Genomic DNA, 12,019 nt, shown 5'->3' with positions numbered 1-12,019 from the left:
AGCAACGGCCCATCGCGTTCGCTTGTCCGCCCGTGCATGGCGATTTGTCCCGGTGCGCACGGCCCAAAAAAAAGCGGGACGCTCGCTGCGCCCCGCCTTGCCAGTCGCGCGCCCCGGGGGCGCGCCGGATCAATCCAGCATCAGCACGGTGGCGCCGGTGGTCTTGCGCGAGGCCAGCGCGGTCTGCGCTTCGCCCGCCTGTTCCAGGCCGTAGCGCTGGTCGATACGCACCTTGATCTTCTTCTTCAGGACCAGGTCGAACAGCTCATCCGAGGCGGCCTGCAGCTTTTCCAGCGTGTTGACGTGCACGCCCAGCGACGGCCGCGTCACGTACAGGCTGCCCTTCTGGTTCAGGATGCCCAGGTTGACGCCGGCCACCGGACCGGACGCATTGCCGAAGCTGACCATCAGGCCGCGCGGCTCGATGCAGTCCAGCGAGGTTTCCCAAGTGTCCTTGCCGACGCCGTCGTACACCACCGGCACCTTCTTGCCGCCGGTCAGGGCCAGCACGCGCTCGGCGACGTTCTCGCGCGAGTAGTCGATGGTTTCCCAGGCGCCGTTGGCGCGCGCCAGCTCGGCCTTCTCGGGGCTGGAGACGGTGCCGATCAGCTTCACGCCCAGGGCGCGCGCCCATTGGCAGGCGATCAGGCCGACGCCGCCCGCGGCGGCGTGGAACAGGATGGTCTCGTTGCCTTGCAGGCGGTACGTCTGGCGGAACAGGTACTGCACGGTCAGGCCCTTGAGCATCACCGCCGCCGCTTCGTCGAAGCCGATGCCCTTGGGCACCTTCACGACCTGGTTGGCCGGCACGTTGCGGGCCTTGGCGTAGGCGCCGATGGGGCTCTGGCCATAGGCCACCCGGTCGCCCTTTTTCAGGTGCTTGACGTCGGCGCCCACGGCGGTGACCACGCCTGCGCCTTCGAAGCCCAGGCCATGCGGCAGCGGATGGGGATACAAGCCCGTGCGGAAATAGATATCGATGAAGTTCAGCCCGGCCGCATGCTGGTCGATGGTGACCTCATTGGCGGCCGGCGGCGGCACTTCGACTTCGACCAGTTTCAGGACTTCGGGACCGCCATGCTGCTCGATACGGATTGCCTTGACGAGATTGCTGGCCATGCTGGCCTCCTTTCATTGGATTGTTGCGACGCAAGCTTGAGAATCAAACGGGAAGCCCGGACTTCAACGCGGGGCAGCGTTGCCGCCGGGCGCGGCGGGCGAAGGCCTGGCGGCCCCGCCCCCCATCAATACGAATACCCCCGCCAGTACCAGTGCGGTCCCGGCCATCTGCCAGACCGTAATGGGCTCTTGCAGGAACCACGACGCCAGGAACAACACCGACACCGGCCCCAGCATGCCCAGGAGCGAGGCGGTCGGCGCGCCGATCAGCGCCACCGCCCACATCAGCATGAAGACGGGCACCACCGTGTTCAGGGTGGCGTGGATGATCGAGTAGCCGTACACGCCCATCGGCTGGACCAGCACGGAGGCGGGATGGATCACGAAGAACTGCACGATGCAGGCCACGCAGGACACCAGCATGGCATAGGCCACCAGCCGCGTGGGTCCGATGCGCTTGATCAGTTCCCCGGAACAGATCAGGTACACAGAATAGCTGAGCGCCGAACCGAAAACGAACAAAGACCCTGACAACACCTCGGCCGAGCCGCCGAAGCTGAGGTCATGGGCAAAAACCAGCACCACGCCGGCGTATGACAGCGTCATTGCCAGCCACTGGCGGCGCTCGACCGGGCGCTTGAACCAGAACGCCGAAATCAGCACCACCAGCGACGGCGACAGGAACAGGATCAGCCGCTCCAGGCTGGCGGTGATGTAGCGCAGGCCGAGGAAATCCAGGAAGCTGGACAGGTAATACCCGAGCAACCCCAGCAGGCAGACCTGCAGGCGCTCTTTCCAGGTCATGACGACGATCTCGCCGCGTGCCGCCAGGCGAGACTGGTGCCAGGCCACGGCCGCGAAAAACGGCATGGCGAACAACATGCGGAAAGCGATGAGGGTGACCGCGTCGATGCCGTAGCGGTAGGTGAACTTGACGACGATGGCCTTGGCCGAAAACAGGATGGCGCCAAGCGCGGCCATGAAGAACCCGGCCGCGCGGCTGGAGGGGCGGGAGACCGGCAAAAGCTTGGCAATACGATTCATGCGATGATTTTAGATTCAGCGCCACGGGATTTGCACGCCCGCGCGCTTTTTTTAGCCACTTGCCCAGCCTTCCCCACGCCCTGCCGTCCCATTGCGAATGACCCGACACCGCGCCCTCACCTACATCCACATCGCCGCCGTCCTGTTCGGCCTGACCGGCGTCTTCGGCGAACTGATCCAGGCCAGCGCGGCAGTCATCACATTGGGCCGGGCGGTCTTCGCGGTGATTTCGCTGGGGCTTTTTGCCCGCATGCAGCGGCGCCCGCTGCTCGGCGCCCTGACGCCGGCCCAGCTGTTCGTGCTGGTGATCGCGGGCGCCCTGCTGGCGGCCCACTGGGTCACCTTCTTCATTTCGGTGAAAGTGGGCGGGATCGCCATCGCCACCTTGGGCTTTGCCAGCTTTCCCGCCTTCATCACGCTGTTCGAGGGCCTGATCTTCCGTGAGCGCGTGCGGCTGGCCGAATGGTTGCTGCTGGGGCTGGTCACCGCCGGCCTGGTGCTGGTCACGCCCTCGTTCGATCTCGCCGACCAGGGCACCATCGGCCTGGCCTGGGGCCTGCTGTCGGGCCTGACCTTCGCGCTGCTGGCCCTGAGCAACCGCCGCTCGGCCTCGGGCATGGATCCGATGCAGGTGGCCTGCTGGCAGAACCTGGTGGTGGCGCTGGTGATGCTGCCATTCGCCGTCGGCCAATTGCCCGCCCTGCCCGCCATGGACTGGTTCTGGCTGGCATTGCTGGGCGTGTTCTGCACCGGCCTGTCGCATTTCCTGTTCGTTTCCAGCCTGACGCGCCTGAACGCGCGCAGCGCCGGCCTGGTGATCGCGCTGGAGCCGGTCTACGCCATCGCCTTCGCCTGGCTCCTGTTCAGCCAGCAGCCGACCGTGCGCATGATGGCCGGCGCGGCCCTGATCGTGGCCGCCATCGTCTGGTCCGGCCTGCGCAAGACGCCTGCTCCTCTCCCGGAAAGCGAGCCTGGAAAGCAGTCTTGACAATTACTGTCTAGGCAGTAAAATTCGCGGATGAACGCCCCGCCCCGCCCTGATTCCTCCGAACATCCGATCCATTATCGCGGCGACACGCGCTGCATGATGGAAGAGAACGCCGGCTACCTGATCAAGCTCGTCGCCAACTCCCTGAACCGGATGCTGGACCAGGAAATGGCCCCGCTCGATCTCACCGCCATGCAGTGGCGTCCCATAGCCATGGTCTCCCTGGGCCGTGCCGACACGCCCGCCGAGCTGGCCCGGCTCAACGGGGTGGACACCGGCGCCATGACGCGCACGCTCGACCGGCTCGAGGCCAAGGGCCTGCTGCGCCGCGCCCGCAGCCAGCAAGACCGGCGCGTCGTGAAAATCGAACTGACCGAACTGGGCGAAGCCAAGGCGCGCGAAATCCCGCCCAATATCGCCCATGTGTTGAACCATCATCTGCGCGGTTTTTCCGCCGACGAAGTCACGCAACTGATGCACTTCCTGCGCCGCATGCTCGCCAACGGTTCCGCCTCCGCCCCCGAACGCTGACGGCGTCGGCCGGCACCGCCCCACCCCTGTAAAAGGGGTTTTATTTGACGTAATATTTGCCTAGGCAAATACAGATTAATCAATTACTTTCAGCAGATTGTCAGGATGAAACGCCTTCTTTCTACCGCATTAGTGTTGGCTTTGAGCGGTTGCGCCCTGATGGAACCCGGCCCCGAGCCGGTGGCCGCCCTGAATGAAGCCAAGCTGGGATTGACGGGCCAGGCAGTGGCCTGGCCCGAAACGAAATGGTGGCAGCGCTACGGCGACAGCCAGCTCGACACGCTGATGGACGAGGCGCTGGCCAACAGCCCCTCCATGACCGCAGCGCAGGCCCGCCTGGCCAAGGCCAACGCGGCCGTCAGTACGGCCCGCGCCCCGTTGATGCCGCGCGTCGACGCCAACTACACGCTTAACCGCGAGCACCTGTCCGCCGACTACATCTATCCGGCCCCGCTCGGTGGCTCGGTGGTCAGCGAAAACCGCCTGGCGCTGGACTTCAGCTACGAGCTCGATTTCTGGGGCAAGAATCGCTCGCACCTGAAGGCCGCCGTCTCGCAGCAGGCCGCCGCCGAAGCCGACGCCCAGGCCGCGCGCAACGTGCTCGCCAGCGCCACCGTGCGCGCCTACCTCAATCTGCAAGACGCCTTCGCCCAGCGCGACGTCATCAAGCGCGTGCTGGCCCAGCGCGAGGAAGTGCTGTCGCTGACCCGCGGCCGCTACTCCGCCGGGCTGGACACCCAGGTCGAGGTCAAGCAGGCCGAATCGTCGCTGGCCGCCGGCCAGGTCGAGCTGACCCAGACCGAAACCACGCTGGCGCAATTGCGCAACCAGGTCGCGGCGCTGGCGGGCGCCGGTCCGCAGCGCGGCCAGTCGCTGGTGGCAACGGCGCTGACCGCCCCCGCCGGCGGCGTGCCCGCCAGCGTGCCGCTGGAGCTGCTGGGCCACCGCCCCGACGTGGTCGCGGCGCGCTGGCGCGCCGAAGCCGCCCGGCACCAGATCGACAGCGCCCGCGCCGAGTTCTATCCCAACGTCAATCTGGTGGCTTTCGCCGGCTTCCAGGCGATCGGCACCGGCAACCTGCTCGGCGCCGCCGCCCGCACCGCCGGCATCGGCCCCGCCATCACCCTGCCGATCTTCCACGGCGGCGAATTGAACGCCAACCTGGCCAGCCGCCGCGCCGACGCCGACCTGGCCGTGTCCGACTACAACCAGACCGTGCTCGATGCCGTGCACCAGGTCGCCGACGCGCTCGACGGCCTGCGCCTGCTGGAACAGGAAAGAGCGCAGCAGCGCCAGGCGCGCGAAGCCATCGAGGCGGCCTATGAACTGGCCGTCAATCGCTACAAGGCGGGCATGGGCAACTACCTGACCGTGCTGATCGCGCAGACCGGCGTGCTGACGCAGGCGCGACTCGACACCGACCTGCGCATCCGTGCCTACCAACTCGATGCCAACCTGGCCAACGCGCTGGGCGGCGGCTATGCGCCCGCCCCCGCGACCGACGCCGCGCCCGCCACGAACTCCACTCATTGAACGCTCCGGATTCAGACGTCATGAACGCAGCCACTCCCACGACCAATCCCGCCCGCAAACGCCTGCTGCTGATCGCGACCGGCGTTTTCCTCCTCATCGCGATCGCCTACGGCATCTGGTGGGTCCTGTTCGGCGCCCACTTCGAGAGCACCGACGACGCCTACGTGCACGGCAACCTGGTGCAGATCACGCCGCAGGTGCCCGGCACCGTGGTGGCCATCGAGGCCGATGACACCGAGACCGTCGCGGCCGGCCAGCCGCTGGTGCGCCTCGATCCGGCCGACACGCAGGTCGCCCTGCAGCAGGCCGAGGCCAAGCTGGCGCAGACCGTGCGCCAGGTCCGCACCTACTATGTCCAGAACGACGCGCTGGCCGCCGACGTCGACCTGCGCAACGCCGACATCCTGCGCGCCCAGGCCGAACTGACCCGCGCCCAGAGCGACGTCAGCCGCCGCCAGCAGCTGGCCAAGTCGGGCGGCGTCAGCGGCGAGGAAATCCTGCACGCCGAAGCCGCGCTGAAGACCGCGCAATCGGGCCTGGCCCAGGCCCGCGCGGCACTGGCCGCCTCGCGCGCCAAGCTGGCGACCAACCAGGCATTGACCCAGGGCACCACGGTGGCGGACCACCCCGACGTGCGCCAGGCCGTGGCCGGCCTGCGCAACGCCTGGCTGGCGCAATCGCGCACGGTGCTGCCGGCCCCCGTCGGCGGTGTCGTCGCCCGCCGCAGCGCGCAGGTGGGCCAGCGCGTGGCGCCCGGCGCCGCGCTCATGACCGTGGTGCCGCTGGACCAGGTCTGGGTCGAAGCCAATTTCAAGGAAGGCCAGCTGCGCAAGATGCGCGTCGGCCAGCCGGTCAAGATGGTCGCCGACCTGTACGGCAGCTCGATCACCTATCACGGCACTGTCGAGGGCCTGGATGCCGGCACCGGCAGCGCCTTTGCCCTGCTGCCGGCCCAGAACGCCACCGGTAACTGGATCAAGGTGGTGCAGCGCGTGCCCGTGCGCATCAAGCTCGATCCCGAAGACCTGAAAACGCACCCGCTGCGCGTGGGCCTGTCGATGGATGTGGAAGTCGACGTCGGCAAACAGGAAGGCGAAGCGCTGACGGCCGCCACCCGCAAGGAACCGGCCTGGTCGACGCGCGCCTTCGAACCCGCCCATGACGAGCTCGACGCCATGATCCAGAAAATCATCCAGGCCAACCTCGCCTCCGACGAATTCACCCCGCAGGCGGACGCCTCGCCCGTGGCCAAAGCCGGCTTGGCGCGCGGCGCCAAGTAAGGGAGCGCTCCCATGAGCACCACCGCGCAGCCCGCGGCCGGCGGCGCCCCCGCCGAACCCACCGTACTTCCGCCGGGCACCTACCCGCCGCTGGAGGGCGCCACCCGCATCATCGGGTCGATCGCCCTGTCCACGGCGGTGTTCATGAACGTGCTGGACACCTCGATCGCGAACGTGTCCATTCCCACGATCTCCGGCGACCTGGGCGTCAGTTCCAGCCAGGGCACCTGGGTCATCACCTCGTTCGCCGTGGCCAACGCCATCACCGTGCCGCTGACCGGCTGGCTGACGCAGCGGTTCGGCCAGGTCCGGCTGTTCCTGATCTCCACGCTGCTGTTCGTGCTGGCCTCGTGGCTGTGCGGCTTCTCGCCCTCGCTCGAAGCGCTGATCGCCTTCCGCGTGCTGCAAGGCGCGGTGGCCGGGCCGATGATCCCGCTGTCGCAAACATTGATGCTTGCCAGCTTTCCCAAATCCAAGGCCGGCATGGCATTGGCGGTTTGGTCCATGACGACACTGGTCGCGCCGGTGGCGGGGCCGCTGCTGGGCGGCTGGATCTCCGACAACTACACCTGGCCGTGGATCTTCTACATCAACGTGCCGGTGGGCCTGCTGGCCGCGTGGATCAGCTGGCGCATCTATGGCAATCGCGAATCGCTGACCCGCAAGCTGCCGATCGACAAACTCGGCCTGGTGCTGCTGGTGGTGTGGGTCGGCGCCTTGCAGATCATGCTCGACAAGGGCAAGGAACTGGATTGGTTCGCCAGTCCCACCATCATTGCGCTGGCGGCGATCGCCTTCGTCGCGTTCGTCTTTTTCCTGATCTGGGAACTGACGGATGCGCATCCGGTGGTGGACCTGCGCCTGTTCAAGGTCCGTAACTTCACGGTGGGCGCGCTGACCCTGGCGGTGGCGTACGGCGTGTTCTTCGGCAATGTGGTGCTGCTGCCCCTGTGGCTGCAGAGCTACATGGGCTACACCGCCACCTATGCCGGTCTGGTGACCGCGCCGGTGGGACTGCTGGCCATCCTGCTCACACCCATGGTGGGCAAGATGCTGGCCACGCGCGACCCGCGTCAGATCGTCACGGTGGCATTCCTGATCTTTGCGCTGGTCTGCTTCATGCGGTCCGGTTTCAATACGCAGACCGATGTGCGCACGCTGATGGTCCCCACCATCATCCAGGGTGCGGCCATGGCGGCGTTCTTCGTGCCGCTGACCTCGATCACGCTGTCCAGCATCGAACCCTGGCGCATACCCGCGGCCTCCGGCCTGTCGAACTTCCTGCGCCTGACGGCCGGCGCATTCGGCACCTCGATCGCCACCACGTTGTGGGAAAACCGCGCCACACTGCACCATGCGCAGCTGACCGAAGTCGCCAAGCCCGGTCAACAGGCCTTCGACCAGACCGTGAACCTGCTGCAGAATAGCGTGGGCATGTCGCACCCGCAGGCGCTCAGCACCGTGGACCGGATGATCAACTCGCAGGCCTTCACCATGTCGGCGGTCGATGTCTTCTACGCCTCGGCGGTGATCTTCCTGCTCCTGACCGGACTGGTATGGTTCGCGCGGCCCCGCTCGGCCAAGGCGGGCGGTGGCGGCGGCGCCGCGGAAGCCGCGGCAGGCGCTCACTGAACGGCGCTACACCCGCGAAACACGCGAAAAAAAGCCCGGCGAGCGCCGGGCTTTTTTTCAGTTCTTGAGAAGCGCCTGCCAATCCTGCCGCTCGATCACCTCCGGCGGCAACGCGCTCACCGGCGACAGGTTGATCACCGACACGCCTCGGCCGCGCCACTGCTGCGCGGCAAAACGGAACGATGGCTCGATCATGCGGGCAAAGTTGCGCACCAGGCGGCTGGTCTGCGGCGTGGCGCCCTCATCGTAGAAACGCATGCCGTGCTGCAGTGTCAGGTCGAGACCATGCAAGTAGACCTTGCGCGCTCCGCCCGAAATCAAGACCTGCAGCGCCACATAGGCCACCGTATCGGCATCGAACACGCCCAGCGACGCGTCGAAGCTGTAGCCCAATCCTTGCTTGGCATCCAGCAATTGCAGGTCGGGTGATGCCGCCACCATGCGCTTGAGCACCGCCGGCGCGGCGCTGCGCTCGTAGGCGCGCTCCGAGATCAGCTCGATGATGCAGATGCGGCAGCGGATGAGGTCCTGCGGAATGCCCTGCATGATGTAGCGCAGGACTTCCGGCAACACATACAAGGTCAGGTCGCAGGCGACGATTTCACGCACCAGGTCGATGCGATCACGCACGAAATTCTGGTCGATGATGCAGTAGTACTTGAACGGCAACTTGAACTTGCGAGCCAGCGCGATCGAGCCATTGACGCCCATCGCCGTCCGGATATCCAGGCGGTCGTATGGAATCTGCGCAATGGAGGGTCCGCTCAGGATCAGGTGCACCTCTGCGTCCGCCGGGTCATAACCCTGCTGCAGCGGGGTGATGGGAAAGGTGCGTCCAAACGCCCGAAAACCGCAGATCACGCCCGACGGATCGCGCCAGATGCGCACGAACGGCCACAGGTGCTGGTTGTGTCGCTGCGTGCGCGAGCGCAGCATGCGAAACAGCTTGCGGGCGAAGCGGTCGGCCCGGCTCCCGCCCACCGGCGCGGGCGGAGAGGCAATCGAATCGACCAAGTTATCGGCCCCTGGCAGATGCATCGCTACGCCGTGGGAATCAGCGACGCAATGGCGTCGCCCACTTCAGCCGTGGATGCGCTGCCCTTCATGTCGCGTGTGCGCGGGCCGTCGGCCAGCACGGTTTCGATGGCGCGAACCACCGCCGCCGATGCGTCCGGATAACCCAGGAAGTCCAGCATCAGCGCGCCGCTCCAGATCTGGCCGATCGGGTTGGCGATGCCCTTGCCATAGATGTCGGGCGCGGATCCGTGCACCGGTTCGAACAGCGACGGAAACTTGCGCTCGGGATTCAGGTTGGCCGACGGCGCGATGCCGATCGTGCCGGTGCAAGCCGGCCCAAGATCGGACAGGATATCGCCGAAAAGATTGGAAGCCACGACCACGTCGAACCAGTCAGGATGCTGCACGAAATGCGCGCACAGAATGTCGATGTGATATTTGTCCCAGCGGACGTCGGGGAAGTTCCCCGCCATGTCGGCCACGCGTTGATCCCACCACGGCATCGAGATCGAAATGCCATTGGACTTGGTTGCCGCGGTCAAGTGCTTGCCGCGCTTGCGGGCCAGTTCGAAGGCGAACTTCAGGACCCGGTCGGCGCCGACGCGGGTGAACACGCTTTCCTGGATGACCACCTCGCGCTCGGTGCCGCCGAACAGTACGCCACCACTGTTTGAATACTCGCCTTCGGTGTTCTCACGGACGATGAAGAAATCGATCTCGCCCGGCTTGCGATCGGCCAGCGGCGACGGCACCCCGGGCATCAGGCGCACCGGGCGCAGATTGATGTACTGGTCGAATTCGCGACGGAACTTGAACAGCGAACCCCAGAGCGCTTCATGATCGGGCACGGTGGCGGGCCAGCCGATGGCGCCGAAGAAAATCGCCTCGTGCTGGCCGATCTGCTGCTGCCAGTCGTCCGGCATCATCTTGCCGTGCTTGGCGTAATAGTCGCAGCTCCAGTCGAAATGATCCCACTGGAAATCGATGCCGAAGCGCTTCGCGGCGGCCTCAAGCACCTTCAAGCCTTCCGGCACGACCTCCTTGCCGATGCCATCTCCTGGAAGCACTGCAATCTTGTGTTTTGCCACCACTTTTTCCTTTGGATTTCCGGGTTATATCGCCCAGAATCATAGGCATAAATGGTGCCAACGCAACACCCCCAGTTACAAACAACACAATACCTCGGGTTACAACACGCGGGGGCCCGAATTTGTCCTAAAAATGGAATACAGCGTTCAGCGGCGGGATTTGGATCCCAGCAGCGACCCCAGGATACCCCGGGCCAATTGCGTCGCGATAGAACGGGCCGTGCTCTTGGCGAAGGTCTGCACCACGCCGTCGCGTTTGCCGCCACGCGGTCCGGTCGAACCGAACAGCACGTCATTCAGGCTGTCCATGAGACCACCGCCCTGCTTCTCGGCCGGCGCGCCCCCCGCCGTTGGCGTGGGCGCGGCCTTCCCGGGCGCCTGATCGGCAGGCGCTGCGGCGCGTCCGGCCAGCACTTCGTAGGCGGATTCGCGGTCGATGGCCTTGTCATATTTGGCCGACATGGGACTGCCCTGGCGCAAGGCCTGGCGCTCGGCGTCGGTGGCCGGCCCGATGCGGCTGGCCGGCGGCACGATCCAGGCGCGCTCCGTCGGCATCGGCCGGCCCTTGGCATCCAGCAGCGACACCAGCGCTTCGCCCACGCCCAGTTCAGTGATGGCCGCCTCGATATCCAGCCCCGGATTGGGCCGCATGGTCTGGGCCGCGGTCTTGACGGCCTTCTGGTCGCGCGGCGTGAAGGCCCGCAACGCGTGCTGCACCCGGTTGCCCAGCTGGCCCAGCACCGTGTCCGGGATGTCCAGCGGATTCTGCGTGACGAAATACACGCCCACGCCCTTGGAACGCACCAGGCGCACCACCTGCTCGATCTTGTTCAGCAGCGCGGGCGGCGCGTCGTTGAAAAGCAAGTGCGCTTCGTCGAAGAAGAACACCAGCTTGGGCTGGTCGGGATCGCCCACCTCGGGCAGCTTCTCGTACAGGTCGGCCAGCAGCCACAGCAGGAAGATCGCGTACAGCCGCGGCGCCTGCATCAGCTTGTCGGCGGCCAGCACGTTGACGATGCCGCGGCCCTGGGCGTCGGTGCGCATCAGGTCGGCCACGTCCAGCATGGGTTCGCCGAAGAATTTCTCGGCGCCCTGTGACTCCAGCGCCAGCAGGCTGCGCTGGATCGCGCCGACGCTGGCCGCCGACACATTGCCGTAACGGGTCTTCAGTTCGGCGGCGCGATCGGCGACGTTCTGCAGCATGGCGCGCAGGTCTTTCAGGTCCAGCAGCAACTGGCCTTCGTCGTCGGCCACCTTGAAAACCAGGGTCAGCACCCCTTCCTGGGTATCGTTCAGTTCCAGGATGCGCGCCAGCAACAGCGGGCCCATGTCGGTAATGGTGGCCCGCACCGGCGTGCCCTGCTCGCCGAACACGTCCCACAGCGTGACCGGGCTGGCGCCCCACGCCGGCTCCGACAGGCCCAGGTTTTTCAGGCGTTCCTGCAATTTGGGACTGGCCACCCCCGCCTGCGAGATGCCGGTCAGGTCGCCCTTGACGTCGGCCATGAAGACCGGCGTGCCGATGCGGGAAAAGGACTCGGCCAGCACCTGCAGGGTGACGGTCTTGCCCGTCCCCGTGGCGCCGGTGATACAGCCGTGGCGATTGGCCAGGGCCGGCAACAGGGCCAGCTCGGTCTGGGCGTTCTTGGCGATGACGATGGGATTGGGCATGGACTGCTCTCCGGACCGGAATGACTCAGATGCCCAAGTGTAGAGCCTGCCGCGGCGCTTGTGCGCGTGGCAATATGGACACAGGCGGTCGGCAGCCGGGCGCACCGGCCGCCGGC

The 12,019-nt window shown here is 66.3% G+C and carries 10 protein-coding genes; 5 read left to right on the top strand and 5 right to left on the bottom strand.

Annotated features, from left to right (window positions below):
• Positions 1 to 129: 129 nt before the first annotated feature.
• Positions 130 to 1,119: a quinone oxidoreductase family protein gene (locus AC6CR5_RS00125; protein ID WP_006387805.1), complete on the bottom strand. Its 990-nt coding sequence runs from the start codon at positions 1,117 to 1,119 to the stop codon at positions 130 to 132.
• 63 nt (positions 1,120 to 1,182) lie between these two features.
• Positions 1,183 to 2,163 (bottom strand): DMT family transporter, encoded by a 981-nt coding sequence (locus tag AC6CR5_RS00120; protein WP_076414021.1) that lies wholly within the window; start codon positions 2,161 to 2,163, stop codon positions 1,183 to 1,185.
• Between the two features lie 97 nt (positions 2,164 to 2,260).
• On the opposite strand from AC6CR5_RS00120, the gene AC6CR5_RS00115 reads away from it, so the two are divergent.
• From AC6CR5_RS00115 to AC6CR5_RS00095, 5 genes are all read left to right on the top strand, one after another.
• Positions 2,261 to 3,151: a DMT family transporter gene (locus tag AC6CR5_RS00115; protein ID WP_238920872.1), complete on the top strand. Its 891-nt coding sequence runs from the start codon at positions 2,261 to 2,263 to the stop codon at positions 3,149 to 3,151.
• A 30-nt stretch (positions 3,152 to 3,181) separates the two neighbouring features.
• Positions 3,182 to 3,682: a MarR family winged helix-turn-helix transcriptional regulator gene (locus AC6CR5_RS00110; protein WP_006387802.1), complete on the top strand. Its 501-nt coding sequence runs from the start codon at positions 3,182 to 3,184 to the stop codon at positions 3,680 to 3,682.
• A 105-nt stretch (positions 3,683 to 3,787) separates the two neighbouring features.
• Positions 3,788 to 5,215, top strand: coding sequence for an efflux transporter outer membrane subunit (locus AC6CR5_RS00105; RefSeq protein WP_026384881.1), 1,428 nt, complete (start codon positions 3,788 to 3,790; stop codon positions 5,213 to 5,215).
• Between the two features lie 20 nt (positions 5,216 to 5,235).
• On the top strand, positions 5,236 to 6,495 hold the full coding sequence (locus AC6CR5_RS00100) for an HlyD family secretion protein (protein WP_020926895.1): 1,260 nt from the start codon (positions 5,236 to 5,238) through the stop codon (positions 6,493 to 6,495).
• 12 nt (positions 6,496 to 6,507) lie between these two features.
• Complete coding sequence (locus AC6CR5_RS00095) at positions 6,508 to 8,127, top strand: DHA2 family efflux MFS transporter permease subunit (RefSeq protein WP_047993439.1); 1,620 nt, start codon at positions 6,508 to 6,510, stop codon at positions 8,125 to 8,127.
• A gap of 57 nt (positions 8,128 to 8,184) precedes the next feature.
• On the opposite strand, the gene AC6CR5_RS00090 is transcribed toward AC6CR5_RS00095, so the two are convergent.
• From AC6CR5_RS00090 to AC6CR5_RS00080, 3 genes are all read right to left on the bottom strand, one after another.
• Positions 8,185 to 9,141, bottom strand: coding sequence for a WaaZ-like lipopolysaccharide core biosynthesis protein (locus AC6CR5_RS00090; protein WP_498085138.1), 957 nt, complete (start codon positions 9,139 to 9,141; stop codon positions 8,185 to 8,187).
• A 26-nt stretch (positions 9,142 to 9,167) separates the two neighbouring features.
• Positions 9,168 to 10,235: a tartrate dehydrogenase gene (locus AC6CR5_RS00085; protein WP_047993441.1), complete on the bottom strand. Its 1,068-nt coding sequence runs from the start codon at positions 10,233 to 10,235 to the stop codon at positions 9,168 to 9,170.
• Positions 10,236 to 10,379: 144 nt separating this feature from the next.
• The gene (locus AC6CR5_RS00080) at positions 10,380 to 11,903 is read right to left on the bottom strand and encodes a helicase HerA-like C-terminal domain-containing protein (protein WP_024068320.1); all 1,524 of its coding nucleotides are present in this window, start codon (positions 11,901 to 11,903) and stop codon (positions 10,380 to 10,382) included.
• Positions 11,904 to 12,019: the final 116 nt, after the last annotated feature.

This window comes from Achromobacter sp. EG18 (assembly GCF_059759395.1).
Note: the sequence above shows the minus strand (reverse complement) of the source record. Positions and strands in the feature narration are given on the sequence as shown.